This is a genomic window from Kribbella sp. DT2 (assembly GCF_049844575.1).
Classification (GTDB): domain Bacteria; phylum Actinomycetota; class Actinomycetes; order Propionibacteriales; family Kribbellaceae; genus Kribbella.
The window spans coordinates 121,592-146,662 of record NZ_JBNCLH010000011.1; the positions used below are offsets into that span (position 1 = coordinate 121,592).

The window sequence follows — 25,071 nt, forward strand, 5'->3', positions numbered from 1 at the left end:
CCACGAAGTCCGTCCGTCGATGAAGCCTGCCAACAATTCACGACACCCTTGGTCATGTATTCCGGTACGGTTTCGACCGTGCGCGCCGACCGGCTGGTATCGCTCGTACTCCTGCTCCGTCAGCGCGGCCAGCTGTCCGCCACCACGCTCGCCCGCGAGCTGGAGGTCTCCACGCGCACAGTGCTGCGCGACATCGAGGCGCTGTCCGCTGCCGGCGTACCGGTGTATGCCGAGCGCGGCCGCCACGGCGGGTTCGCCCTGCTGCCCGGCTTCCAGACCGAGCTCACCGGGCTCGCTCACGACGAAGCGCTCGCCCTGCTGGTCGCCGGGTCGCGGCGCGGCGCTCAGGCGTTCGGCCTGGGCTCAGCGCTCGCGTCAGCCATGCTCAAGGTCGTCGACGCCCTCCCCGACAGCTACCGCGACACCGCCACCGGCGCGGCCCAGCGCCTGCTGCTCGATCCCGAGATCGACCTCCTCTCGCGCCGCCGCGACACCGACGAGGTCCCCGACGCAGTCATGGCCGCCGTACGACGTGCTGTGCTGACCGGGCACCGGCTACGCATCCACTACGCGGCTGCCGACAACGACCCGGAGTGGCGCACGGTGGACCCGATCGGCCTCGTGACGGTGCGCGAGCAGGGCTACCTGCTGGCCACGAAGTCAGGCGAGGACCGCACCTACCGACTGTCCCGGGTGCTCGACGCCGAGGAGCTCGCCGAGCCGGCTGAGCGTCCGGTCGAGGTCGACCTCGACCAGGCCTGGCAGGACCGCAGTACGCGGTTCCGCACCGGCGGCGACCAGGTCGCCGTACTGGCACGCGTTAACCCGGTACGACGGAAAGACCTGGTCGGTACGGCGCTCTCCGTACTCTCCGAAGAGCCCGCCGACGACGGCTGGCTGCTGATGGAGGCGACGTTCCAGGACGCGCGCCACGCCGTCTGGGCGCTGTGGCAGCTCGCGACGAACGCGGAAGTCCTGGAGCCGCAGTGGCTCCGTACGACGCTGCACGACCGCGCGTCAGCGATGCTCAAGCGCTACCCGGAGTCCTGAGCGCTGGCCGCCGTACTGCGCCGAGTTCTCACCGCCGGGCACCGTCTTGCGCGGAGTTCTTTCCACTAGCCGCCGTACTGCGCCGAGTCTTCACCGCTGGCGGCCTCGGCGCGGAGTCCTGAGCCCCCGCCAGATAGCGGTATTGTGCACTATCCAGCGTGCACTCAGGGCGGACTTGCGACCTTTCTTCAGTCAGCGGACGTAGCAATCACGTTGACAACGAACCGGGACGAGAACTACGGCTTCTCTCAGATTGAAGCCAGCCTCGCTGGCCTGCCCGTCATCGCCACATCATGGGGAGGGAGTCGCGATATTGTAGTGGATGGTGTAACTGGATTCCTTATCGATGTGTTTACGGCCGGCTGGGGCCTCCATATTGATGAGCCAACTCTCAAAGATCCCATCCGACTCTTGGCCGCGGACAGCGACCTCCGTCGGTATGGGTGCAAACGCTCGAACCCGGGCCATAAACATGCTCGATTTTTCGACTGGCGTCGAGATATTGGAGGACCACTGTCGACAGGCATTGAGTACCACTCTGGGCGCCAATCTAGGTGCGCAACTGTCGGCATTTGGTCAGCTAGTCGACCGACGGGTCCCTCGCTGGCGACAGGGCACAAGGAGCACTGTTGCTGCTGCGATCGGTGAGGCCACATTTAGCTTTAAGCCTCAAGACGCGGACCTGCTGCGTGACTTCGCGATTGCGTACGGGGCACTCGATCGGTCCGCGCCGAAAAGCTGGACACCCGATTGCCGAGTCGTCGCCGAACGCATCTATCTTGACGACGAAGGTTCAGCTGTTCGCTTGGAAGACGCCGTGTGGGCACGTTGGATCTCGGTAGAGTCAGCTGAACTTGACCTTCTTCGAGTTCTTGCAGACCAGCCCGATAGATCACTCAGCCTTGACGTGATCGCTGCGATGGGCGCCGGCGACGTCGTGCGGTCTCTTATCTCACGCGGATTGGCGTACGTCACGGAACCTAGCTCGACGTGTTGGTTGCCATCTGGCTCCGAAAGAGCGCATTGAATCTGCCGCCCGCTGCGACCAGTTCGTCGAAGGTTCCCGACTCCACTATCGATCCCTTGTCGAACACATAGACCCGATCCATAGCTTGGAGTGTCCAGGCTCGATGGGAGACGACGATCGTGATCCGGTCCGCCCGAGTTTGATGAAGCCGCGCGAACACTTCATACTCCGCCTCTGCATCGATCGCTGATGTCGGCTCGTCAAGAATCCAGACGGGGGCGTTACGCGCATAGATCCTCGCTAGGGCCATCCGCTGCCACTGGCCACCGGAGATCCCAACTCCACCCTCCCACTGATCACCGAGCTGCGTATCGAGCCCGCTAGTCATGGACGCGACGACATCCGCCACCTGAGCCTTTTTCAGAGCGTCCGTAATATCGTCGTCAGACAGTGACCGTGCGGGCTGTCCCAACCCCACTGCGTCGCGTACTTGCAGCTCGAAGCGACCGAACTCCTGCGATAGCGCGCCGAACACGGCGAGGCGTTCAGCCTCGTCTAATTGAGCGGCATCCTGTCCATCGATGAATACGCCTCCCGAATCCAGATCGAGCGCTCCAATTAGGCAGTTCACTGCCGTCGTTTTTCCTGCACCATTGGGTCCCACCAGTGCTACCATCTCGCCGCGCCGCGCACTGAAGGATACGCCGTCGAGTGCTGGTGGCGATGTTTCATTGTATGAGAACCTGAGATCTACTACCTCAACCTTTTGGACGGTGGGCGCCTCCCTTTGTGGCGCCGGCGCGGGAGCATCTTTGAGCAACTGAAGATGTCGGCCGACCCTAGGCGACGCTTCGGCAATTGATCCGAGCGAGAATCCTGCAGAGCGGATTGCCCCAGCCCCGGCCAATGCAGCGACAACTCCTGCTGCTGCTCCTGCTGTTACTTGCTGCGTCACGAGGACAAGGAGCGCTGCGGCGATCAGAGCGCCAGTGACAACCCCGGCGAGGATTTGAGCCTTTAGTAAGGGTCGTAGGAGACGGCGCTCGAAATCGGCCACTCTGTGGTATTGGGCCGCCGTCCATGCGGCAACTCGTTGGCCTGCACCTAAGCTATTAAGTTCAGTTGCGCTACGCTGATGAGTAAGCAGTGTCTCCAGATAGCCAGCGCGTCTTGAAAGGGCTGCCAATGGCGCGTCCATCCGATCTTGGACCCGATTCAAATAGCTGGAGGCCATGTAGACAGGTAGGGCTGCCAGCAGGACAAGCAGGCCGGACAAGAGATTGAAAGTAAAGACGGCAACACAGACACCAATCGCGCCTATGATTCCCTGCAGTGCCAGCAGGAGATTCAAGAACAGGTAGCCAGTGTGCATTGGGATCGCATCTTTCACAGACTGCACCCGGTCGACGGTCTCAGGCTGGCGCAGCATCGATGGGGGCATCCCGGCAACTGCGTGCACCAAATCGCCGTGGAGGTTAGCTCGGGCTCGGCTGACGATTTGATAGCCAAGCGCACGGACAGCCTGCGACAGCGGTTCCGTCGCACCGACACATATTGCTACACTTATCATCCACGTTGTCAGGGCGCTGGAATCTCCGGTCGACACAGAGTCGACCAGACGAGCGATGAGGACCACCTGCAGACCCGGCAGCAGGCTCACTACCACAAGGAGCCCTAAGCTGCATATGGTCAACGCTACCGAACTTCGCCATGCGGTCCGAAATCCGAACAATGACGAGGTGAAGACATTCTGCGACGACGGCGTTGATTTCGTCCTCTGGGGCATGTGCCTGAGCGTACGGAGTGTGCCCATCAAACTCTCGTCAGCGAGCGGCTACGTCGACGACCGATCAAGCGCCCATCCGATTGGGCCACTCAGCCGGTCAAGAAGCTGTTACCCACCAGCCGGACATTGGTGAGCGGGACGCTCACCGGGTCACCAAGCCAATCCAGCGTGCGGTACGGGAGCTGGTTGACGCGGGGAAGTTTCTTCCCGAGGGCGAGGTGTTCCCGTTCGTGCGGGTGTACGACGGGGCACCGCGCGCTCAGGCTTCGGGAGGAAGCCGGCCGCCCCTTAATCGGATGCGTGCAGCAATCGAGTCCCTGCCGTGCACTGCGCTGGTGAATTGGGGTGGAGTCGAGACGCGTGGGAGGGCCGGAGTTGGTCGCCTTGATGCAGGTCGGTGAGGTTGCGGCGGTGACCGCTCATGAGCGCCAGGGCTCTGCTGACTGGCGCCCGTGTCGCCGGTCGAGTGGGGACGGCTGGAGCAATTGGTACCGCCGGTGTCAGAGCGGTGGCGCATCCCGTGCTTCCTGCTGTCTTGGTTGGGGTAGAGATCAGGCTCGTAAGTCTTGTGCTGGTTGCTGGTCGGCTCGGATGAGCAGGCGGAGCGGATCTTCTGGAAACAGGTCTGTCTGTAGTCGAGTTCAGCCGCATTCTGTGATGACTGATCTAGGTCGAGCAGGCTACTGGCTCCGAGCACAGGAACTCGCAACCGATCTCATCGACCAAGCCAGCCTCACTCGTCTACGACTGCTCGCTGAACCGGACGAGGGCCGCTAATCCCATGAACGGCATGTAAGCAGCGTACTCAATCTGGCCCCTGACAAGAGGCCGTTGTCGCGCCCATCCCGGACGACGTCGACCTGGACCGCGCCTGGCAGGAACGCAGTACGCGGTTCCGCACCGGCGGCGAGCAGGTCGCCGTACTGGCGCGTGTGAACCCGGTACGCCGCAAGGACCTGGTCGGCACCGCGCTCGCCGTACTGTCCGAGCAAGCCGAGGAGGACAGCTGGCTGCGTATAGAGGCAACGTTCCAGGACGAGCGGCACGCCGTGTGGGCGCTGTGGCAGCTCGCGACCAAGGCGGAGGTCCTGGAGCCGCAGTGGCTACGCACCGCCCTGCACGACCGGGCCGCCGCGCTCCTCACTCGCTACGCGCCTTAAGACGCCAGCCACTCCCGTGCGTTGCGGCCGGGACTGACCGGCTCGCCGCTCTCCGGCTGGTTGATCTCGGCCCAGACCACATCGAGCGACAGACCCAGTACGTCGGCGATCGCGGCGATCGTCGGGAAGGCCGGCGTTGCGACGCGGCCCGACTCGATCTTGCGCAGGGTCTCCGGTGAGACCCGCGCGTCGAGCGCGACCTCGAGCATCGAGCGCTCGCCCCGGGCCAGCCGCAGCAGGGCGCCGAGGCGCTGCCCGCGTTCGACCTCCGCGGGGGTGAGCGGCAACCTGACCATGAACCGATTCTAGTACCGGGATAATATGGCCGGGATAGTTATTGGAAGCACCCTGAAAGGCGCCGCATGATCGAGATCCTCAGCCCGACCGAACTGCCCCGCGCGCGGGAGACCGGCGCCCTGGTCGCGGAGATCCTGCAGACCATGAAGAGCCGCGCCACGGTCGGCACCAACCTGCTCGACATCGACGAGTGGACCAAGGCGATGATCCTCGAGGCCGGCGCGGAGTCCTGCTACGTCGACTACGCGCCGTCGTTCGGGCGCGGACCGTTCGGCCACTACATCTGTACGGGCGTCAACGACGCCGTCCTCCACGGCCTGCCGCACGACTACACGCTGGCCGACGGCGACCTGCTCAGCCTCGACCTCGCGGTCCTGAAGGGCGGCGTCGCCGCCGACTCCGCCATCAGCTTCGTCGTGGGCGAGTCGAAGCCCGCGGAGAGCGTCGCGCTGATCGACGCGACCGAGCGCGCCCTGGCAGCAGGCATCGCCGCCGCCGGCCCGGGCGCCCGCATCGGCGACCTCTCGCACGCGATCGGCAGGGTCCTCGGCGACGCCGGCTACGAGATCAACACCGAGTTCGGCGGCCACGGCATCGGCTCGACCATGCACCAGGACCCGCACATCTCGAACACCGGCCGCCCCGGCCGCGGTTACAAGCTGCGCCCCGGCCTCCTGCTCGCCCTCGAGCCCTGGATCATGGCCGACACCGCCGAACTCGTCACCGACGAGGACGGCTGGACCCTCCGCAGCGCCACCGGCTGCCGAACCGCGCACAGCGAACACACCATCGCCATCACCGACAACGGAGCGGAAATCCTCACCCTGCCGCGCTAGCTAGACGAAGGCACCAACACCTTCGTACTCACCCACCTCAGCCGTGCCCGTCGCGTCGTACTCGAGCAGCAGCAGGCCCGTCCCGGTCACCTCGTGCTTGGTCAGCTGAAGACCGACGGGCAGGCCAGGGTGATCCAGCAGCCGACGCCCAGATCCAACGACCGTCGGCGCAACCGCCAGGCGAAGCGTGTCCACCAGCCCAGCAGCCAGCAACGCGTTGCCCAGCCGGGCGCTGCCGTGGATCTGCAGCTCCCGGCCGGGCTCGGTCTTGAGCTTGGCCACGGACTCGACAGGATCGCCTTCGAGGATCGTCGTCGGGTCCCACGCGGCCTCGGGGAGCGTGCTGGTGACGACGTACTTCGGCAGCGCGTTCATTCGCACGGTGTACGGGTCGTCGGGGTCGGTGATCTGCGGCCAGTCGCGTGCGAAGGCCTCGTACGTCCGTCGCCCGAACAGCAGCCCGTCCGCGAGCTCGAGCCATTCCGACGTACGCCGTACGAACGTCTCGTCCAGGAACGGCACCAGCCACCCGCCCTGCGTGAACCCGTCACTCGGGTCCTCGCTCGGAGACCCAGGCCCCTGACTGACGCCGTCGAGCGTCACGAACTCGGTCAGGACCAGCTTCATCCCGCCGCCTCGCTCTCGGCGACCCCGGCGAGCTGCGCGGTGACCGAACCCCACCCGTCCGCGAACCCCAGCTCCTCGTGCAGCTTGCGCGACGCCGGATCCCCATGCCGTACGACGATCCGGTACGCCGTCCCGTCCGGGTGATCGGCCAGCGTGATCTCGGCCGTCATCGAGAGCGGCTCGGGACTCGTCGGGCGCCACGAGCTGTCGATCGTGTTCGTGAACACGATCCGCTCCAGCTCCTCGGCGACGATGAAGCTCGCGTCGAGGTGCGGCCCGAACGTCGCGCCGTCCTCGCTGATCCGGGTCACCAGGGCACCACCGGGCCGCACCTCGAGCCGGTCGACCTTGCACACGGCCGGAGCCGGCACCCACCACCGCTCGAAGCGGGACGGCTCGGTCCACGCACTCCAGACCACCGCCCGTGGCGCGCGGATCACCCGTTCCACCACCAGATCGAGCTCGGGATTCATTGCTCCTCCTCCATCAGATCGGCGACCAGGCTCTCCAGCCGGTCGGTGCGCTCTTCCCAGACCGCCCGTTGTTCCGCGAGCCAGTCGTCGACCAGCGCGAGTCGTTCGCGGTTCAGCACACAGGTCCGAACCCGCCCGGTCTTGACCGTCCGGATCAGGCCGTTCGACTCCAGCGTCCGGACGTGCTTCATGAACGACGGCAGCGTCATCGGAAACTCGCCGGCCAACTCCCCCACGCTGGTCGGGCCGCGCCCGAGCCGCCGGATCACGCTGCGCCGGGTCGGATCGGCGAGCGCGACGAACACTCCGTCCACCGCCTCCGAATACTGTGCCATGCGGCTAAGTATTGCTCATGCTTAGCTTCGAAGCAAACTATTTGAGCAGCTGGTCGACGAGCCAGCCGAACAGGACCAGCAGCACGAGCGCGACCACGGAGACGAGGACCTGGGCGAGGAGGATCAGCACGGACTCATCGTCGCGACGGCCGAGCACGCTCGACAGTGGCAAGAATGCCTGTGATCGATAGATTGTGGTCATGCACCGCATCGCCGTCGTTGCCGCTCACCAGGTGAAGAGCCTCGAACTCGCGATTCCCGGCCAGGTGTTCGGCACCGCGCACTCACGGGACAAGCCGGCCGGGGCGGTGTTCGGCAAGCCGCTGTACGAGATCGTCATCTGCGGGGAACGGCCCGACCTCGCCGTGGTCGGCCGCAGCGGCGCGGAACTGTTCCGGCTCACCGCGCCGTACGGTCTGGACGAGGTGTTGGCCGCCGACACGGTGATCGTGCCCGGGATGCGCACGGACCGGGAGCCGACGCTCGAGGTGCTCGCCATCCTTCGCGAGGCCCACGCACGCGGCGCGCGCATCGCCTCGATCTGCTGCGGCGCCTACCTGCTGGCCGCGGCAGGTCTGCTCGACGGACGCCGGGCGACAACGCACTGGACCTCCGCCGCGGACTTCGCGCGGCGGTTCCCGCAGGTCGAGGTCGATCCCACCGTGCTGTTCGTCGACGGAGGCGACGTACTCACCTCCGCGGGCGCGGCGACGGGCCTCGACCTGTGCATCCACATGGTGCGCAACGACTTCGGGGCCGCGGTGGCGGCCGAGGTCGCCCGCCACATCGTGATCGCGCCGCAGCGCGACGGCGGGCAGGCGCAGTTCATCGTCCACCAGGAGCCCGCCGCCGACAGCGGTTCACTCGAGCCGACGATGAGGTGGCTGCGCGACCACGTGGACCAGCCGCTCACGCTGCCCGACATCGCGCGGCAGGCGGCGATGAGCCCACGAACCCTCAACCGCCGCTTCCGCGAACAAACCGGCACGACACCACTCCAGTGGCTGCTCACCCAACGCGTTCGCCACGCCCAGGAACTCCTCGAAACCTCAGACCTGCCAGTCGAGGACATCGCGCGGCACTGCGGCTTCGGCACCGCCGTCAACCTCCGCCAGCACTTCACCCGCCGCCTGCGGATGTCACCCCAGGCCTACCGCCGCAGCTTCCAACTCCGCTGACCCGGCCAGAAGCCGGTCGCCCAGGTCCGCAGGCACGACAACGCGACCAGCCGACGCCGCCTGCTCGGTACGACGGCGTCAGCGGCAGTGATGGGATCGGAGAGGGAGCCAGTCGGGTTGGTGCTCCGTCATCGGGGACGCGGAGACGAAGCGCTGCCGGGACCCGTTCGCGTCCGGCCGCATGAACGCGATCCGGCCGTTGCACCCGGGAGCGGTGGCGACCGCTTCCGGCGGCGGCGAAGCCGTCAGCATCGCCGCCACCACCGCGGTCAGGGACACCACCGCACCAAGAACTCTGCCTTTCATCACTTCTCCACACCAAACAGCTGCCGGCCATCCCCTTCCTCCGACCATGCACCCGCCGTGCACCACGCGCCAGACCGAAGCCCGGACCTCGTGCTGTACAACGAAAAAGCCCCACCTTCCCGGTGCGGAAGGTGGGGCTTCGACGACGCGGCCGGTCTAGATCACTCGCGGGTGAGCTTGCGGTGGGTGACGCGGTGCGGGCGGGCCGCTTCGGCGCCGAGGCGTTCGATCTTGTTGGCCTCGTACGACGCGAAGTTGCCTTCGAACCAGAACCACGCGGACGGGTCCTCGTCGGTGCCTTCCCAGGCGAGGATGTGGGTGGCGACGCGGTCGAGGAACCACCGGTCGTGGGAGATCACCACGGCGCAGCCGGGGAACTCGAGCAGGGCGTCCTCGAGGGACTGCAGGGTCTCGACGTCCAGGTCGTTGGTGGGCTCGTCGAGCAGCAGCAGGTTGCCGCCCATCTTCAGGGTCAGCGCGAGGTTCAGCCGGTTGCGCTCACCGCCGGACAGGACGCCGGTCGGCTTCTGCTGGTCCGGGCCCTTGAACCCGAACGACGCGACGTACGCGCGGCTCGGCATCTCGAAGTTCGCGACCTTGATGTAGTCGAGCTCGTCCGACACCATCTGCCAGACCGTCTTCTTCGGGTCCAGACCGCCGCGCGACTGGTCGACGTACGAGATCCGCACGGTCTCGCCGAGCTTCAGCGACCCCTTGTCCGGGGTCTCCTCGCCGACGATCATCCGGAACAGCGTCGACTTGCCGACGCCGTTCGGGCCGACGACACCGACGATGCCGGCCCGCGGCAGCGAGAAGTCCAGCCCGTTGATCAGGACCCGATCGCCGAAGCCCTTCACCAGCTTGTTCGCCTCCAGCACGGTGCTGCCGAGGCGCGGACCCGCCGGGATGTTGATCTCGTCGATGTCCAGCTTCTTGGACCGCTCGGCCTCGGCCGCGAGCTCCTCGTACCGGGCCAGCCGGGACTTGCTCTTGGTCTGCCGGGCCTTCGCGTTCGACCGGACCCACTCGAGCTCGCGCTCCAGGATCTTCGCCCGCTTCGCGTCCTTCGCGCCCTCGACGACGAGCCGCTGCTGCTTGGTCTCCAGGTACTTGGAGTAGTTGCCCTCGTACCCGTAGGTCTTGCCGCGGTCCATTTCCAGGATCCACTCGGCGACGTTGTCCAGGAAGTACCGGTCGTGGGTGATCGCCAGGACGGCGCCCGGGTACTTCTGCAGGTGCTGCTCCAGCCAGAGCACCGACTCGGCGTCCAGGTGGTTGGTGGGCTCGTCGAGCAGCAGCAGGTCGGGCTGCTGCAGCAGGAGCTTGCACAGCGCGACCCGGCGGCGCTCACCACCGGACAGGGTGTCGACGATCGTGTCGGCCGGCGGGCAGCGCAGCGCGTCCATCGCCTGCTCCAGCTGAGCGTCGACGTCCCAGGCGTTGCGGTGGTCGAGCTCGGTCTGCAGGTCACCCATCTCGGCCAGCAGCGTGTCGTAGTCGGCGTCGGGATCGGCCAGTTCGGCGCTGATCTCGTTGAACCGGTCGAGCTTCTTCTTGGTGTCGCCGACACCTTCCTCGACGTTCTCCAAGACCGTCTTGCCCTCGGTCAGCGGCGGCTCCTGCAGCAGGATCCCCACCGTGGCGTCCTCGGCCAGCCGCGCCTCACCATTGGAGGCCTGGTCCAGTCCCGCCATGATCTTGAACAGCGAGGACTTGCCGGTGCCGTTCGGCCCGACCACGCCGATCTTCGCCCCGGTCAGGAAGTTCAGGGTGACGTCGTCGAGCACGACCTTGTCCCCGTGCGCCTTCCGGACACTACGAAGGGTGTAGATGAATTCCGCCATGCTCCAGAGCCTATGCGCTGCCCCCCGCCCGAACCCAACCGGCGCCCACCCGTCAGCCCTTGCCGTCCTCGGAGAGCCCGTTGTCCGGGGAGCCAGAAGGGGAAGAGGAAGGGGCGTGGGTAGAGGTCGAACCCGGAGCGGAGGTCGAGGTGGAGGTCGGCTCGGGGGCAGAGGCCGAGGCGGGCACATGAGCGGCGGCATCCCCCGCAGCAGCGTTCAACAGCTCGGCTGCTCGACGGCGGGCTGTTCTCAGCTGCACCACGAGAACCACCAGCGCCGCCACGACCACGAGACCTAAGACCGCGCTTCGACCACTGCCCGCCGTGAGGTTGATCACCGCCGAAGCCCCCACCAGCACCGCCGCCACCACCAGCAGTGTCTTCTGCCTCGACCCGCCCTTCACCCGGTACTCGGCGATCCGCAGCGTGGCAGCACGGATCTCCGGGTCAGCATCGATCTGTCCTTTCTGCGCGGCCCGATAGGCCTTCGCCTGCTGCCCAGGCGACAACCGATCGACTCCGACAGCCTTCAGCTCGCGCCGACGCATCGTCAGTCCCAGCACGACCGCCACCGCGACGACCACCCCTCCCAGCGCGCCGATCAGCAGAGCCTCCGGCCACGAGAGCTGCTCCTTGGTCAGTTTGAACCCGATCGAGTACCCGACGAAGACGACCAGCGCTAGCGATCCACCAACGATCCACCGGGGCGCGGCCAGCAGTTTCCAGAACATACGAACCCCGTACCCACCCCGACCCTCCATCGACCGCAACGGCACAGGAGCGCAGGAGCGCAGGAGCGCAGGGAGCGCAGGGAGCGGCAGCGCGGGAGCGCAGGGCGCGCAGGGCGCGCAGGGCGCGCAGCGTGCAGGGCGCGCGGGAGCGCGGGAGCGCGGCGGCCTAGGAGCGCGGCGGCGCAGGAGCACGGGAGCACGGAGCACGGAGCACGGAGCACGGAGCACGGAGCACGGGAGCGCCGGAGCGCGGAGCGCAGGCCGCAGGCCGCAGGCCGCAGGGCGCAGGAGCGCGGGGCGCGGGGCGCGGGGCGCGGGGCGCGGGGCGCGGGGCATGATGCTCTCCTCCGCGCGCCCTGCCCACCAGCGCCAACCGCTCCGAGAACGCGAGGCCGCCAAGCCGCCGGGCGCACGACGTGATCCTCCGCCCATCCTGCGCCTACCGGGCCGAGAGCGCGTCCAGGTCTCGTTCGGCGTACAGGCGGTGGGACCACTCCTCGTTGAGGATTGCCTGCAGGCACCGGCGGACGGGGAAGCTCTCGGGCTCCGGATAGCCAGGCTCCAGGACCGGGGTGGTCGAGGCGGCCAACTGCTCGTCGGTCAGGTCGGCGAACGCCTGCCGTACGACGGCCTGCCGCTCGCGCCGGGCCACGAGGATCTCGTCGAGCGGCGGACGGGCATCCCGATCGCGTGGCACAGGAGGAGAATCCGGCATCTCGTCGTGTGGCAGGTCGAGCGGGTGCCAGGGCGTGGGATCACCGAGAACAGCACGGCCGACCCACGCGTCCGTGGCGAACACCAAATGCCGCAGCGTCTCCACGAACGACCACTCGCCATCCACCCGCTCGTGCAACCGCTCAGCCGGCACCGTGCGAGCCCGGTCGACAGTCCCCTCCCACAAGCGCTCGAGAGCGACCCACGCTTCCCGGTAACCGTCGGCGTCCACCGGCCGCATCTTGACCCGATCAGGGTGCCGCCGATCAAGCTCCGCCTCCACCAGCGGTACGACGTCCACCCCGTTGATCCGCAGGTTCTCGATCTGGGCGTCGATCTCCACGTTCACCAGCGCGGCACCGCGAATCGTGACGCCACTCAGGTCGACCAACTGGAACCGCGCCCCGGACAGGTCGACATCGTGGAAGCTCGCGCCGGTCAGGTAGACGTCCTCGAACCGGGCACCGGTCAGGTTCTGCTTGACGAATTCGTTCACCCGCTCACCCTGCCTCGGCCGTTCCCGAACAGTCCACTTCTCAGGCGGCCTCCTCGGCACTGAACGGGTTCGCTTCGACCGGGAGGTCGTCGAACGGCGACGACTGAGATCCGAGCGCCTGGGGCAACTGTTTGCGGAAGGTCGTCGTACCGCGGGAGAGGTCGTGGCCGACCGAGAAGGCTTCGATCAGCGTGCGGGAGCGGGGTTCGCCGTTCTCGGTCCACTCGCTGGTCTTGAGGCGGCCGTAGACCACGACGGGGTCGCCGCGGTTGATCGAGTCGGCGACGTTCTGCGCCAGTGAACGCCAGCAGTCGACGGTGAACCAGGTCGTCGGGCGGTCGACCCACGTGTTCTGGCCCTTGTCGAAGCTCCGGGGTGTCGAACCGATCCGGAACGTCGCCACCGTCGCCCCGCCCTCCAGCTTCTTCAGCTCGACCTCACTGCCGACCCAGCCCGTCAGGGTCAGGTACGCGTCATTGCTCATGATTCCTCCGATCACGGATGTGCTGTCACCAGAGAAGATGCCGCGACACAGCCCGGTCCGAAGAACGAACCACAACACTGTGGACAACCCCAAAGCCTTAGCCTTGACTTATATAAGCGAGCCCCGGCATTCTGGAGCCCGGCAAGTACTTCACGAGAGGCGGCAGCACACCGATGGACATCCTGGAACACATCACCGCGGTCCAGCGCGAGGTCAGCCGGACCGGCGAGACGGCGACGGTGCGGATGCGCCGCACCTACCAGGGCACGCCCGCGGAGGTCTGGGACGCGCTGACCGACCCGGCGCGGATGGCTCGCTGGTTCTCCCCCGTCACCGGCGAGCTGAAGGTCGGCGGCAGCTTCGAGATCCAGGGCAACGCGGGCGGCGAGATCCTGGAGTGCGAGCCGCCGAAGCGCTACAAGGTCACCTTCGGCGGACCGACCAGCCTGCTCGAGGTCCGGCTGACGCCCGGGACCGGTGACACCACCGAGTTCGAGCTCGAGCACTCGATGGAAGGACCGCCCGCTCCCGGCGGCGCCGGCGCCCTGTACGTCGGCCCGGGCTGGGACGGCGCCCTCGCCGGCCTCGCGCTCTACCTGGACGGCGACCTCCCCGAGGATGCCGACCCGGTCGAGATGGCCAACTCCCCCGAGGTGGTCCAGTACAACGAGGCCTGCATCAAGGCCTGGATCGAGGTGGTCCGCACGTCCGGCACCACCACCGACAAGGACCTCGACGAGGCGATCGCGATCGCGATGGCCCAGTACGTCCCCGAGGACCCGCCGCAGCAGTAGCCCCCGAACCACAACCGGGACCTTGAACAACAAAGCGGGACTGTGAACAGGTCATAGCCTGTTCACAGTCCCGCTTTCGTGTTCAAGGTCCCAGCAGTACGACGACCCGCCGGCGTCAGCGTCGCGCGACGGCCAGCTTGTCGCGGCAGATCGTGTAGGCGTCCAGCTCGGTCCGGGCCGGGTCGACAACGTGGCTGTCGGCAACCTTCTCCAGCTCCGACCGCAGCGCCCGTGCCACCAGCCGGGCCCGCCGGTTCGCGCCGTTCGTGGCGAACAGCCGGCAGGCCAGCGACACCAGCACCCCGATCACCACGCCACCGATCAGCATCAGCGTCGCCACCGGGATCCCGTTCCACCGCGGCAACGGCGGGTCCTCCAGCTGCAGGTACCCGAACACAGCCATCACGGCCAGCCACACCGCACCGCCCAGCGCCACCAGGAACAGCACCCACTGCAGGAACCGCGCCGCGCCCCACCAACCCGGCGACGACGACGCACCGAGGTCGGTCCGCGCGACAGCCTGGTCGAGCTCGTCTCCCAGTGTCTCCTCGCGCTTGCGTACGGCGGTCCGCACCGAGTCCGCCCACGGCCGCGACAGTCCGTCGGCCGCCTTGTTCGTGATCGTCCGTACGGCGGTGTCCATCCGGGCCCGCTGCACGGGTGTTGCCGCAGGCAACGATGACCGGGCGATCGACACCTCGTTGGACGCGGACTTACGGGCCGCCTTGCCCTGTTGGCGTTCGCCGCCGTCCAGGTGCAGCCGCCGCAGCGGGTCGGGCCGGAACCGGCCGAGCCACTTGGTCACCGGCCACCCGGTCGCCGCGCGGGCGCGCTGCAGGTACGAACGTCGTACGGCATCAACGACAACCGGTACGCCGGAAGCATCCGACAGCGCGTCGACCAGCTCGGTGACGTCGGACTTGGCGATCTCCGGCGTCTTCGCCGTACCGCACTGGCCGGCCATCCGGTCCGCGACGCGGTCGACGTCGGCCGCCAGGCGCTCGCGCGCGGCGCGCTTGTTGCTGACCCGCTTGACCAGCAGGCCGCGCATCTCGGCCAGACCGTCGCCGCTGACCGCCGACGTACCGACGACGGTCGGGTTCTTCAGCCCGTCGGACTTCAGCAGCCGGTCCAGGTCGGTGAGGCAGCTCTTGCGCTGCTCCTCGGTGAGCTTGTCGATGTGGTTCAGCGCGAACACCATCACCGACGAGTGCGACGCGAACGGCTTGATGTAGCGGTTGTGCAGCGCGGCGTCGGCGTACTTCTGCGGGTCGACGACCCAGATCAGCAGGTCCACCAGCTCGACCAGCCGGTCGACGATCAGCCGGTGCTCGACCTCGGTCGAGTCGTGGTCGGGCAGGTCGAGCAGGACCAGTCCGTCCAGGTCCTCCGACTGTGCCTCCTCCAGCGAGCTGCGGTGCTGCACCTGGTGGCGGCGCGGGATGCCCAGCCAGTTCAGCACTTCACCGGCGGGCTCCTCACCCCACACACAGGCCAGCGGCATCGAGCTGGTCGGCCGCCGCGTACCGATCGCGGCCAGGTCGAGGCCGGTCAGCGCGTTGAACAGCGACGACTTGCCGGAGCCGGTCGCACCGGCCAGCGCGACCACCGTCAGGTCGCCGGACATCCGCAGCCGTTGCCCGGCCCGGTCGACGATCTGCTCGGCCTCGCTGAGCACCACCCGGTCGAGGCGGCCCTTGCCGGCCGCGGCCGCGTCCTCCAGCGCCTCGATCTTGGTCAGGACATCGGAAGAGCCGCGCACCAGGCCCTTGACCGTATCCACGATTCCCGTCACGTGCAGTCCTCCACCGCGCGCGCGGCCTCGGTCAGTTGCCTGGGTGCTTCGGGATCGACCGGATGCTGGTCGAGCACAGCCAGGTAGCGGGCGAATTCGGCATCCATCAACGCATGAACCCTATCGTCGAGGTCCTGGCGGGCCTTCGCGGCCAGGGTCCGCACCGCCTGGTCGCCGAACACCGCCTCCAGCAGCTTCTGCCCGACCACGGCGGTCCCCGCCCCGACACCGACCTCGGCGCCGGTGATGCCCGCCGTACTGGCGAAGATCACGATCATCAGCGACAGGCCGAGACCGTTCACGCCGTACGCCAGGATGCGGGCCGTCGACCGCTTGTCCGCGCCTTCCTGGCGGACCAGGTCGAGCACGAAGCCCTGCCACTCGCGGACCGCGCGCCCGGCAGCGACCGGGAAGTCCTTCGACATCCGGCCCAGATCACGCTCACCGGCGGCGAGCAGCTGCCGTCCGGCCGCCGTCGACTGCCACGACTCCTCGGCCCGCTCGGCCGCGGCCTCCGCGTGCTCACGCAGCAACGACTCCAGCCCGGACTCGACGGCGTCGTTGAGGTCGCGGGTCGGCGGCGGCTTGCCGACGATCGACGTCCGGACCTTGTCGCGCAGGCGTCCGACGTTGGTCTGCAGGCCCTTCAGCAGCTCGCCGGTCCCGACGAACTCCTGCCAGCGCGCGAGCACCTCGCCGCGCAGCATCGTGCCGTCCTGGGTCGCCTTAGCGATGTCCTTCACGGCTCGCTCGTACGCCGTCTCGGCGTTCGCGCGCAGCTCGACGAACGTGTCGGCCTGGTCCCGGACCGCCTTGGAGAAGGCCGGCGTCTTCTTCGTCATCGCGGTGACCGCGCCCTGCAGCGTCCGCCGTACGACGGCCGAACGGGCCTCCGCGTCGGCGGCCAGGTCGATCAGCCAGTCCTTGATCGAGGCAACCGTCTCCGTCGGCAGCATGCCGCGGTCGTCGACGGTCGTCTCCTTGATGCTGAACAGCGGCGAGTCGCCGAGCCCGCGCTCGAGCAGCATCTGGGCCAGGTGACCGGTGATGTCGTCGATGGTGTCGGCCGGGGCGCGGTCCAGGACGACGGCGACCGCCGTGCTGCGGTCCGAGGCGCTCTGCAGGAACTCCCACGGCACGGCGTCGGCGTACCGGGCGGCGGTCGTGACGAACAGCCAGAGGTCCGCGGCCGCGAGCAGCTGCGTCGCGAGGTCACGGTTGGCCTCGACGACGGAGTCGATGTCCGGGGCGTCCAGTACGGCGAGGCCGCGCGGAATGGTGTCGGCGGCAACCAAACGGATCTGGCCGGGGTCCTCCATGCCGCCCGGGCTGTCGCCGCTCGAACGCGCCATGCCCGGAAGGACCCGGTCACCGGCGAACCATTCGGCGTCGGCCGGGTTGTGAATCAGCACCGGGGACCTGGTGGTCGGGCGCAGCACGCCGGGCTCGCTGACCACTTGGCCGATCAGGCTGTTGACGAGCGTCGACTTACCGGCGCCGGTCGATCCGCCGACCACCGCGAGCACCGGCGCCTCGAGCTGCACGAGGCGCGGGAGCACGTAGTCGTCGAGCTGGTCGAGCATCGCCTTCCGCTGCTGGCGGGCCTCGTCGGCGCCGACGACGTCCAACGGAAGCTTGCTCTCGGCAAGCGCCCCGCGCAGCTTCATCAGCGCGGTGATCAACGCCATGGCCGCCTGCTGCTCGGCAGCCTTCGCGGCCAGCTCCTCCGCCGAAAGCACAACCTCCGGCTCGGCCTCGGCTTCCGGCTCCGGCTCAACTTCCGCCTCGGGCTCGGGCTCGGGCTCGGCTTCGTCGTCGGCTTCGGCCTCCGCTTCGGGCGCAGCCTCGGCTTCCGGCTCCGGCTCTGCGGCAGCTTCGGGCTCAGGTTCCGGCTCGGGCTCGGGCTCGGGCTCGGGCTCGGGCGAAGCAACCTCGTCCTTGGAATCGACGGCTACGTCGTCCTCGGAATCAACGGTCTCGTCCTCGGCGTCGTCTTCCGAAGAGTCGGACGTCTCGTCGTCGGCGACAACTTCAGCAGCCGCCTCGGACGGCTCGGTGGCCTCGACCTTCGGCTCTTCCGTGGATTCATCCTCAGCCGATACATCTGGCTTCTCGTCCACAGCCGGTGCAGCTTCATCGCCCACAGGCTCGTCCGCGACAGGAGCAGGCTCTTCCGTTGCCTGCTCTTCCTTCTCCTCCTCGGCGACGGCCTTCTCGGGCTTCTCCTCCGGTACGTCGGCAGCGACGGCCTGCGGGTCGACCATGCGCTCGGACTCCGGCACCTCGCCGCCCTTGGGCAGGCCGATGATGATCTCGCCGTACTCCAGCGGGAAACCATCCGGAGACTCTTCCGGCTCGTACGTGACCCCTACGGCCGGCTCGGACTGATCCGCTGCTGGCGGTTCCGCCTTGTCGTCGGCAACAGCCTCGACGGACTCGCCCTCGTCGGCCGGCTCCGCCTCGGACTTGCCGGTCGGCTCGGACCCTGCCTCGTCGGCCTTCTCAGGCTCAGCCTCGTCGGCCTTCTCAGGCTCAGCCTCGGCGGTCTTCTCAGGCTCAGCCTCGGCGGTCGGCTCAGGCTCGTCCGGCTTCGCCTCGGCCGCGGGCTCAGGCGTCGACTCAACAGGCGTCGCCTCGACCGCAGGCGTCGCCTCAGCAGCCGGAGCTGCCTCGGCAGCCGTCGGCTCGGCCACGACCGTCGCCTCAGGCTCGGCGGACTCAGTCTTCCGCCGCCGGCGGCGCCAGAAGCCCTTGCCCTTGGCACCGGTGTCGGTCGTCATCCGGGCAGGCTCCGCCTGGTCCGGAACCTGCGGCTCATCCGAGCGCTCCGAACCCTCACCAGCTGCTGACCTGGTGTCAGCCACGGTGTCCGTCCACGAGCACAGAGTGCCCGGTCGGACAGCGCAGAAGCAAAGTCATCTTCATCCCGTGTGGCGGCGTGGACGGGGGGCAAGTCACTGCGACGGTGGATAGGGACCGTATCCTCCCGGCGGTCCCGGGTTTCCAGTGGGTCCCGGTGGGTAACCGGGCCGGCCCGCTGGGTAGCCGGGTTGCCCCGGCGGATACCCGTTCCGGCCGTCCGGATAACCACCCGGCTGATGTCCTCCAGGGACCCCCGGACCACCGCCCTGCTCCGGTCCCCGGGGCGCTTCCTGCGACCGGCCGGGCTCTCCCTGGTACGGCGCACCGTTCTGCTGCGCCCCACCCTGGTAGCCCTGCTGCTGAGGCCCGCCCTGGTACGCCGGCCCGGCCTGCTGCGGCTCTCCGCCGTACGCCGGTCCACCGCCGTACGCGGGCCCACCCTGCTGCGGCCCACTGCTGTACGGAGGCACCCCCGGCCCAGCCGGCGCGAACTGCGGCACCGCGGTGGCAAAGGCAGGCATCGGTGGGAACGGAACAGAAGGCCTCCGCGCCCGCAGCTCGTCCAGCAGCTTCTTCTCGCCGTCGAGCGCGTCCGCGCCGATCACCTGCCGGACGATCTTGTCGCGCAGGTACGCGAGCTCGGTCGCCGTGTGCTGGAACGCCTTCGCTGCCGCCTCGGCCTGCGGGCCGTACCGCTTCGCGTTCTGGCGCAGGGCCTTGCGGCCGCGCAGCGTCGCGATCAGCGGAACGTCCTGGCCGTTCAGCCAGCCGAAGCGCACGTAGTCGTACAGCCGGGACGCGATCATCTGTCCCTCGCGGGACCGCATCACCAGCGCGAACACCACCATCGCGACGAACAGCGGCGCCATCAGGAACAGGTAGACGGTCAGGAAACCACTGCCGCCGGCCCAGCTCGCGCCGCCGTTCCACAGCCCGTGCAGCAGCACGGCGGTCAGGTACCCGACGACGGGCGCGAGGAAGCGGACCGCCGTACTTCGGTGCCGGACCGCGATGCCGATGCCGATCGCCGTACAAGAGGTGAAGAGTGGATGCGCGAACGGTGTGATCAGGCCGCGCAGCACGAACAGCCCGATCACGCCCTTGACGCCGGCCGCGTTGCCGCCCTCCTCGGACAGTTGGTCGAAGATCCGGCCGAAGTAGAGGATGTTCTCGGTGAAGGCGAACCCGATGCCGACCATGCCGGCGTACACGAGCCCGTCGATGATGCCGTCGAACTCCTTCTTCCGGATCAGCGCCAGCAGCAGGATCACCGCGCCCTTGGCGAACTCCTCGACCGGCGGCGCGACGAAGACCGCGGCCCGGTTGCCGCCGCTGGTCGTCTCGTGCAGCAGGTCCGCGGCGCGGGTGTTGATGAAGATCGCGGCCAGGGTCGCGATGAACGCGCCCCAGCAGAGTGCGAACACAAGGTACTTGAGTGGCTCCGGTTCGTAGCGGTCCAGCCACAGGTACAGCGGGATGATGATCACGATCGGGACGAAAGCCAGTCCCATCCCCCAGGCGAAGCCGGTCGAGCCGACCGACTTGGCCACGATGCCGAAGATCAGCAGCCCGGCGATCGCGAACAGCACCGCGATCACGATGCCGATCAGCAGGCTCCGGTTCCGCCGCTGCCCCGGGACCGGGTGCGGTCCCAGCGTGTTCGGCTGCGGGTACGACGCACCGGCCGGACCGGTCGCCACCGGTTGCGGCGCGTCGGCGGGGCCTCCTGAGGGGTAACTCATGCCCGCAGCCTAGTTGGAGTCCCGTCAGCACGGCAGAACCGGCCACTGGGCGTTACCGGGATGGAACGACCGCGCTGTAGTTCTCCACAGCCTGTTCCCGTACGGCGTACGCCCTGTGACGCCGCACCGGTGAACCCACGAGCGTGATCGGCCCCTGATCTGAGACACTCTTCCCCGTGCCATCGGCACGTGCGCCCGTAGCTCAGCTGGATAGAGCGTCGGACTTCTAATCCGTTGGTCGCAGGTTCGAATCCTGCCGGGCGCGCCACCTCACTCCCGTGACGACAAGCCTGCCCGAGACGCGGAGGCCGGGATGGGCGCATACTTGAGTTCTGATGGAGCCTTCTCGCGCGACGACGCGTCGTCACCTGTCCACGAGTCCCTTCAAGCCGAGGGAACCCAAGCCGATCAAGACCTTCGAGGAGGGCGACCGGGTCTCCCACGACAAGGAGGGGATGGGCCGGATCAGCGCTGTCGAGGGTACGCACGCGGTGGTGGTCGACCTGGGCGGCGGCAAGCTGCTCCGGGTGCTCGCCCCCTTCGACAAGCTGCACGTCCTCTGACTCGTTCCACCGGCTGACCGCCCACCGGCCGACCGGCCTTCCGCGTGAAGGCCGGCGCCGAGGTCCTCCACGCCTTCGAGCGGACCTCGGCTAGCTCTTCTTCGGTACGCTAGGCCACCTTCTTCGGTACGAAGTGCAGCGCGGTGATGCCGCACTCGAAGCCGATCGCCTCGACCAGGTCCAGCGGCTGCGCGCCGACCGGGAACACCGGCAGCCCCGCGCCGATCGCCGTCGGGTTGACGAACAGATGGATGTCGTCGACCAGGCGCTCCGCGATCAGCCCGGTGACCAGCGTGCTGCCGCCGTACGCGATCAGGTCGCCACCGGGCTGGGACTTGAGTTCCGTGACGGCCTCGACCAGGTCGTTCGCGACCACGGCGTTGTCCCACGGCGACTCGGCCAGGCTGCGGCTGACGACCACCTTCGGCGTGTTGTTCATCCAGTCGATCGATGCCTCGCCCTCGTGCTCCGGGCGTGCCGCCCAGGTGGGGATGAAGCCCTCGGCAAGTTTGCGGCCGAGCACGATCGTGTCGACGGGCTTGGTGAGCGCGTCGAGGTATGCGCTCAGGTCGTCGGTCCACGGGAACCGCATCCAGTCCATCTCGTGGTTCGGGCCGGCCATGTAGCCGTCGGCGGTGGTCTGGACCTGAAGCTTGAGCTTGCGCATCGGAGTCGCCTTTCGAGCGGTTCGGGGTGATGTCGAGAAGCATCGCCCGGACCGCTTACGACTTCTTTACGGCCACCCCGGAAGCGACCGAAAGGCGCGCGAGCGCCTCCCGCCGGACGCGCGGCGGGTCCAGGTCGGCGGCCCGGAGATGGGCGTAGGCCAGTGCAAGGCTGTGGAACCTGTACCGCTGCCCAGTCGACTCCAGCAGGTGATCCCGACGCAGCTCCTCCAGAGCTGAGCCCGCGGAGTCCACCTGCAGATCGCCCAGCGCCGCAGCGTCGTACGGACCGAAGTCCGGGCCAGGGTGCAGAGCCAGCAGGCGGAGCAGGCGCTGCAGCTGGTCCGGCAGCCGCCGGTACGACAGGTCGAGCGCCAGCGTCACCTCGGTGTCGAGCCGGAGGTCGCCGTGCCGCTCGTCGAGGCGGTCCGCGTGATCGGTCAGCGTCCAGCCCGCCATGGTCCGCATGTGACCGGCCACCAGACCCAGTGCCAGCGGCAGGTGACCGCACCGCCGAGCGATGCGCTCGACAGCGTCCCGGTCCGAGCCGACCTCAACACCTGGGACGGCCAGCGCCAGGTACTCGGCCGCTTCCGCCGTACTGAAGCTGTCGACCGTCAGAGAGCGCCCGAGGTCCAGGTCGCGTCTGCTGGTCACCAGCGTCCGGCTGCTGGGGACAGCTGGCAGCAGGTGCTCGACCTGGGACTCGTCGGCTGCGTTGTCGAGGATCACCAGCGTGCTGCGCTCTTGGAGCAGCGACCGGTAGAGGGCAGCCCGTTCGACGAGTCCGTGCGGCACTTTGTGCCCCGGTACGCCGAGCAGCCGAAGGAAGCCATCCAGTACGGCGCCAGGCTCGGCCGGTGGCTGGCTCTCGTCCGCGTGGAAGCCTCGCAGGTTCACGAACAGCACCCGCTCGACCGTCCCCCGCAGCAGGTGCCCGGTCCGCGTCGCCAGCTGGCTCTTGCCGACCCCGGCCATCCCCACGATCGCCACCGGCTCCGGACTGGTCAGCAGGTTCGCCAGCCGCTCCAGCTCCGCCGTACGGCCGGTGAACTCGGCCAGCTGCCCCGGGAGCTCCTCCTGGACCCGGACCTGCGCCCCGGCCTCGACCTCACCGGTGATCACCCGCAGCGACTGCCGCCAGTGCGCCATCGCGCCGGGGTCCGGGTGCAGGGCGCGGACGATCGCCGCGACCAGCTCGGTGTTCACCCGCCGGCGTCCCTGCCGGAAGCAGTCGGCGACCGTCGTACGGCGGGCCAGCTCCCCGGCAGGCTTCCCCTCCGCCTGCCAGGCAGCGTTGATCCGCGTCATGATCACCTCGTACGACGGGTCACCGGCCCACACCTTCAGCGCCCGCAACAGCTCGACCAGCTCCGCGAGCGTCCCCGCCTCCCCCGGATCCGGGGGCGCCCCCACGCCACGCAACCGCTCCGCACGCATGGCAACCTCCCCGCACAGGACTGGTCAGCAGCGGTTGGACGCACCCCGTCCCCAGAAAGTTCAGGAGAGGAAGTGCTTCGCCAACGCCGGAGCGAGGATCTCCGGCGGTACGTCGTGGAAGCTGCCCTCGAGCCCGAGCAGCGTGCTGTTCGGCAGAGCGTCAGCGGCCGCGGCAGCGGCTCGCTGGAGCCACTCCGGGCTGGCCGTGCTGTGCAGCGCAAGCGTCGGCTGGAAGACAGTCGCCAACAGGTCCTTCGGCACCTCGCCGCGCAGCTGCAGCGCGTCGTACACCAGCGTCGGAGCAAGCGCCTCCAGCCCCGCCCAGAACGGCGCGGACTTCATCTCGTCGACCTGCTCCTGCGGCTGCCCGACCGCCTCCACCATGAACAGCTCCGCGGCGCCCCCTGGATTGCCGGCCGCCACGAACTCCTGCAACCGCTCGAGATACCGGTCCGGGACCGGCGGCGCACCCTCGACGCGGAACGGCGGCTCCATGATCGACAGCTTGTCGAACGCCGATCCGGCCACCGCCGCCCGCAGCAGCACCATCACCCGCGACGAGTCCGCCGCCGCGTACGTCACACCGGTCGCGGCCCGGACAGCCTCCAGGTCCTCGACCTCCCGTTCGACCGCGTACCGCGGCTGGTCCCCCGAGTCCCCACGCCCTCGCCGGTCGTAGGTGCGTCGCCTGACTTGATGCCTGTGCCAACGCGTCGAACGGCATCCCGCCAGGAAGACAACTTACAAGATGTGATCCAGGTCACACTACCCATGATTCACCAAGCTTCCTCGGCCTTCCAGCCCGGTTCATCAGCGTGTAATACTGGATTATGTATACAGGCGATCGGTATTCCGTCCGGCCGGAACGAGGCTGATCCATGTTGCTCCGTCAGCTCGAGTACCTGGTCGCCCTCGCCCGCGAACGCCACTTCGCCCGGGCCGCCGACGCGTGCTACGTCTCCCAGCCGTCGCTGTCGGCCGCCATCCGCAAGCTCGAGCAGGAGCTCGACGTACCGATCGTCCGCCGCGGCCGCCGCTTCGAGGGCCTCACTCCTGAAGGCGAACGCGTCCTGCTCTGGGCCCAGCGCATCCTGGCCGAACGCGACGCCCTGCGCCACGAGCTGTCGGTGATGCGCGGCGGCCTGACCGGCACGCTGCGACTCGGCGCGATCCCGACCGCGATGCCGGTCGTCTCCCTGCTGACCACACCGTTCTGCGAGCGGCACGACCAGGCCCGGGTGACGCTGGAGTCGCTGTCGTCGCGCGACATCACCCAGAAGCTGGCCGGGTTCGAGCTGGACGTCGCGATGACCTACCTCGACGACGACACCCTCGGCAGCGTGCGGAAGACACCCCTGTACGAGGAGCGCTACCTGCTGCTCACTCCGCAGGAAGGCAAACTCGCCGGCCTGCCGGTCGCGTCCTGGGCGCAGGTCGCCGAGCAGCCGCTGTGCCTGCTGTCGCCGCAGATGCGCAACCGCCGGATCATGAACGGCTACTTCACCGACGACGGCGTCAGCGCCGAGCCCGCGATCGAGAGCGACACCGTCTCCGGCCTCTACAGCCACCTGCACGGCAACCACTGGTCGACCGTGATCTCGCACGCCTGGCTGCACATGTTCGGCGTACCGGACGGGATGCGCGTCGTACCGCTGAAGAGCCCGGCGCACGGACCGCGAGTCGGACTAGTGATCGCCGCCCGCAGCCCCGAGCCCGTGCTCGCCCGGGCGCTGCTCGACGTCGCGCGACAGGCCGGCGTCCACACCGCACTGGACGAACTGCTGGACGTGCACCTGATGGGATCCGGCTATTCGTCGGAGCTGGCCGGATAGCCGCTCGCTATCCCGACATAGCGAGCAAGTCTTGGACCTGGCAGCACCGCCACCGCCAGGCTGAAGGGGACGGAAATCCCTTCAGAACAAGGAGT

24 protein-coding genes and 1 tRNA gene are annotated in these 25,071 nt (G+C 68.2%); 9 read left to right on the plus strand and 16 right to left on the minus strand.

Annotation, left to right across the window (positions count from 1 at the left end):
* Positions 1-78: 78 nt before the first annotated feature.
* Together ACLQ2O_RS36210 and ACLQ2O_RS36215 are read left to right on the plus strand one after the other, a co-directional pair.
* Positions 79-1,050 carry a helix-turn-helix transcriptional regulator gene (locus ACLQ2O_RS36210; protein ID WP_425841301.1) on the plus strand — a complete coding sequence of 324 codons (972 nt, stop codon included), beginning with the start codon at positions 79-81 and terminating at the stop codon, positions 1,048-1,050.
* A gap of 144 nt (positions 1,051-1,194) precedes the next feature.
* Positions 1,195-1,698 (plus strand): glycosyltransferase, encoded by a 504-nt coding sequence (locus ACLQ2O_RS36215; RefSeq protein ID WP_425841304.1) that lies wholly within the window; start codon positions 1,195-1,197, stop codon positions 1,696-1,698.
* A gap of 332 nt (positions 1,699-2,030) precedes the next feature.
* Here the strand turns inward: ACLQ2O_RS36215 and ACLQ2O_RS36220 are convergent, their stop codons facing one another.
* On the minus strand, positions 2,031-3,677 hold the full coding sequence (locus ACLQ2O_RS36220; RefSeq protein WP_425841307.1) for an ATP-binding cassette domain-containing protein: 1,647 nt from the start codon (positions 3,675-3,677) through the stop codon (positions 2,031-2,033).
* Between the two features lie 968 nt (positions 3,678-4,645).
* Between ACLQ2O_RS36220 and ACLQ2O_RS36225 the strand changes: the two genes are divergently transcribed.
* The gene (locus tag ACLQ2O_RS36225; RefSeq protein WP_425841828.1) at positions 4,646-4,963 is read left to right on the plus strand and encodes a WYL domain-containing protein; all 318 of its coding nucleotides are present in this window, start codon (positions 4,646-4,648) and stop codon (positions 4,961-4,963) included.
* Here the strand turns inward: ACLQ2O_RS36225 and ACLQ2O_RS36230 are convergent.
* Positions 4,960-5,259, minus strand: a complete 300-nt coding sequence (locus tag ACLQ2O_RS36230; RefSeq protein ID WP_425841310.1) for a helix-turn-helix domain-containing protein — start codon at positions 5,257-5,259, stop codon at positions 4,960-4,962. The genes ACLQ2O_RS36225 and ACLQ2O_RS36230 overlap by 4 nt on opposite strands.
* A gap of 66 nt (positions 5,260-5,325) precedes the next feature.
* On the opposite strand from ACLQ2O_RS36230, the gene map reads away from it, so the two are divergent.
* Positions 5,326-6,096, plus strand: coding sequence for a type I methionyl aminopeptidase (map, locus tag ACLQ2O_RS36235; RefSeq protein WP_425841313.1), 771 nt, complete (start codon positions 5,326-5,328; stop codon positions 6,094-6,096).
* On the opposite strand, the gene ACLQ2O_RS36240 is transcribed toward map, so the two are convergent.
* From ACLQ2O_RS36240 to ACLQ2O_RS36250, 3 genes are read right to left on the minus strand one after another with little or no spacing between them, the layout of a single operon-like run.
* The gene (locus ACLQ2O_RS36240) at positions 6,097-6,723 is read right to left on the minus strand and encodes a dihydrofolate reductase family protein (protein WP_425841316.1); all 627 of its coding nucleotides are present in this window, start codon (positions 6,721-6,723) and stop codon (positions 6,097-6,099) included.
* Complete coding sequence (locus tag ACLQ2O_RS36245) at positions 6,720-7,196, minus strand: SRPBCC domain-containing protein (RefSeq protein ID WP_425841319.1); 477 nt, start codon at positions 7,194-7,196, stop codon at positions 6,720-6,722. Before ACLQ2O_RS36245 ends, ACLQ2O_RS36240 begins: the two co-directional genes overlap by 4 nt.
* Positions 7,193-7,531, minus strand: a complete 339-nt coding sequence (locus ACLQ2O_RS36250; RefSeq protein WP_425841322.1) for an ArsR/SmtB family transcription factor — start codon at positions 7,529-7,531, stop codon at positions 7,193-7,195. Before ACLQ2O_RS36250 ends, ACLQ2O_RS36245 begins: the two co-directional genes overlap by 4 nt.
* Before the next feature lie 200 nt (positions 7,532-7,731).
* Here ACLQ2O_RS36250 and ACLQ2O_RS36255 point away from each other — a divergent pair, with 200 nt between their 5' ends.
* Positions 7,732-8,709 carry a GlxA family transcriptional regulator gene (locus ACLQ2O_RS36255; RefSeq protein WP_425841325.1) on the plus strand — a complete coding sequence of 326 codons (978 nt, stop codon included), beginning with the start codon at positions 7,732-7,734 and terminating at the stop codon, positions 8,707-8,709.
* A 78-nt stretch (positions 8,710-8,787) separates the two neighbouring features.
* Here the strand turns inward: ACLQ2O_RS36255 and ACLQ2O_RS36260 are convergent, their stop codons facing one another.
* From ACLQ2O_RS36260 to ACLQ2O_RS36280, 5 genes are all read right to left on the minus strand, one after another.
* Entirely contained in the window at positions 8,788-9,015 is a 228-nt protein-coding gene (locus tag ACLQ2O_RS36260) for a hypothetical protein (protein ID WP_425841328.1), read from the minus strand.
* Between the two features lie 161 nt (positions 9,016-9,176).
* Positions 9,177-10,859, minus strand: a complete 1,683-nt coding sequence (ettA, locus tag ACLQ2O_RS36265) for an energy-dependent translational throttle protein EttA (RefSeq protein WP_425841330.1) — start codon at positions 10,857-10,859, stop codon at positions 9,177-9,179.
* Positions 10,860-10,911: 52 nt separating this feature from the next.
* On the minus strand, positions 10,912-11,589 hold the full coding sequence (locus ACLQ2O_RS36270) for a hypothetical protein (protein ID WP_425841332.1): 678 nt from the start codon (positions 11,587-11,589) through the stop codon (positions 10,912-10,914).
* A gap of 439 nt (positions 11,590-12,028) precedes the next feature.
* Entirely contained in the window at positions 12,029-12,799 is a 771-nt protein-coding gene (locus ACLQ2O_RS36275; protein WP_425841335.1) for a DinB family protein, read from the minus strand.
* A gap of 40 nt (positions 12,800-12,839) precedes the next feature.
* Complete coding sequence (locus ACLQ2O_RS36280) at positions 12,840-13,283, minus strand: single-stranded DNA-binding protein (protein WP_425841338.1); 444 nt, start codon at positions 13,281-13,283, stop codon at positions 12,840-12,842.
* Between the two features lie 173 nt (positions 13,284-13,456).
* Here ACLQ2O_RS36280 and ACLQ2O_RS36285 point away from each other — a divergent pair, with 173 nt between their 5' ends.
* A complete protein-coding gene (locus tag ACLQ2O_RS36285) occupies positions 13,457-14,077 on the plus strand; it encodes an SRPBCC family protein (protein ID WP_425841341.1) in 621 nt (206 codons plus the stop codon).
* A 115-nt stretch (positions 14,078-14,192) separates the two neighbouring features.
* On the opposite strand, the gene ACLQ2O_RS36290 is transcribed toward ACLQ2O_RS36285, so the two are convergent.
* From ACLQ2O_RS36290 to ACLQ2O_RS36300, 3 genes are all read right to left on the minus strand, one after another.
* Positions 14,193-15,872 carry a GTPase gene (locus tag ACLQ2O_RS36290; RefSeq protein WP_425841344.1) on the minus strand — a complete coding sequence of 560 codons (1,680 nt, stop codon included), beginning with the start codon at positions 15,870-15,872 and terminating at the stop codon, positions 14,193-14,195.
* Positions 15,869-18,652: a dynamin family protein gene (locus ACLQ2O_RS36295; protein WP_425841347.1), complete on the minus strand. Its 2,784-nt coding sequence runs from the start codon at positions 18,650-18,652 to the stop codon at positions 15,869-15,871. The genes ACLQ2O_RS36290 and ACLQ2O_RS36295 overlap by 4 nt, the downstream gene beginning before the upstream one ends.
* 174 nt (positions 18,653-18,826) lie before the next feature.
* Positions 18,827-20,476, minus strand: coding sequence for a PrsW family intramembrane metalloprotease (locus ACLQ2O_RS36300; protein ID WP_425841349.1), 1,650 nt, complete (start codon positions 20,474-20,476; stop codon positions 18,827-18,829).
* A gap of 191 nt (positions 20,477-20,667) precedes the next feature.
* Between ACLQ2O_RS36300 and ACLQ2O_RS36305 the strand changes: the two genes are divergently transcribed.
* A tRNA-Arg gene (locus tag ACLQ2O_RS36305) sits at positions 20,668-20,744 on the plus strand.
* A gap of 67 nt (positions 20,745-20,811) precedes the next feature.
* Positions 20,812-21,039 carry a hypothetical protein gene (locus ACLQ2O_RS36310; RefSeq protein ID WP_184793264.1) on the plus strand — a complete coding sequence of 76 codons (228 nt, stop codon included), beginning with the start codon at positions 20,812-20,814 and terminating at the stop codon, positions 21,037-21,039.
* 109 nt (positions 21,040-21,148) lie between these two features.
* Here the strand turns inward: ACLQ2O_RS36310 and ACLQ2O_RS36315 are convergent, their stop codons facing one another.
* The 3 genes from ACLQ2O_RS36315 to ACLQ2O_RS36325 are packed head-to-tail and all read right to left on the minus strand — an operon-like array spanning position 21,149 to position 23,726.
* A complete protein-coding gene (locus ACLQ2O_RS36315) occupies positions 21,149-21,706 on the minus strand; it encodes a dihydrofolate reductase family protein (RefSeq protein WP_425841352.1) in 558 nt (185 codons plus the stop codon).
* Positions 21,707-21,761: 55 nt separating this feature from the next.
* On the minus strand, positions 21,762-23,144 hold the full coding sequence (locus ACLQ2O_RS36320; RefSeq protein WP_425841355.1) for a hypothetical protein: 1,383 nt from the start codon (positions 23,142-23,144) through the stop codon (positions 21,762-21,764).
* A 60-nt stretch (positions 23,145-23,204) separates the two neighbouring features.
* The gene (locus ACLQ2O_RS36325; protein WP_425841358.1) at positions 23,205-23,726 is read right to left on the minus strand and encodes a hypothetical protein; all 522 of its coding nucleotides are present in this window, start codon (positions 23,724-23,726) and stop codon (positions 23,205-23,207) included.
* 296 nt (positions 23,727-24,022) lie between these two features.
* On the opposite strand from ACLQ2O_RS36325, the gene ACLQ2O_RS36330 reads away from it, so the two are divergent.
* Positions 24,023-24,976, plus strand: a complete 954-nt coding sequence (locus ACLQ2O_RS36330; protein WP_425841360.1) for a LysR family transcriptional regulator — start codon at positions 24,023-24,025, stop codon at positions 24,974-24,976.
* Positions 24,977-25,071: the final 95 nt, after the last annotated feature.